We start from the raw sequence: 613 nt of genomic DNA on the forward strand, positions 1-613 counted from the left end.
TGGTCACCGTCGCCACCCTGTGGCTGGGCGCGCGGCTGGTGATCGCCGGCGACCTGTCCGTCGGCCAACTGATCGCCTTCAATATGCTGGCCGGCCAAGTGGCGGCGCCGGTGGTGCGGCTGGCGCAACTGTGGCAAGACTTCCAGCAGATCGGCATCTCGGTGGAACGGCTGGGCGACATCCTTAATACCCGCAGTGAACTGCCGGCCAGCCGTGCGGCGCTGCCGGCGATCCAGGGCCGCATCCAGTTTGACCAAGTGGTGTTCCGCTACCGTCCGGACGGCCCGGAAATCCTGCGCGGCCTGAGCCTGGACATCCGGGCCGGCGAAGTCATCGGCATCGTCGGCCGCTCCGGCTCCGGCAAAAGCACGCTGACCAAACTGGTGCAACGGCTGTACGTGCCCGAATCCGGACGCGTGCTGGTGGACGGCAACGACCTGGCGCTGGCCGATCCGGCCTGGCTGCGGCGGCAGATCGGCGTGGTGCTGCAAGAAAACCTGCTGTTCAACCAAAGCATCCGCGACAACATCGCGCTGGCCGACCCCGGGCTGGCGCTGGACCACGTGATCCACGCCGCCAAACTGGCCGGCGCCCACGACTTCATCATGGAACA

General features: G+C 67.2%; 1 protein-coding gene. It reads left to right on the top strand.

Annotated features, from left to right (window positions below; genetic code table 11):
- On the top strand, positions 1-613 hold a 613-nt coding region (locus HA052_RS27160), incomplete at both ends, for an ATP-binding cassette domain-containing protein (RefSeq protein ID WP_166454445.1).

This window comes from Chromobacterium fluminis, from assembly GCF_011602385.1.
Taxonomy (GTDB): domain Bacteria; phylum Pseudomonadota; class Gammaproteobacteria; order Burkholderiales; family Chromobacteriaceae; genus Chromobacterium; species Chromobacterium fluminis.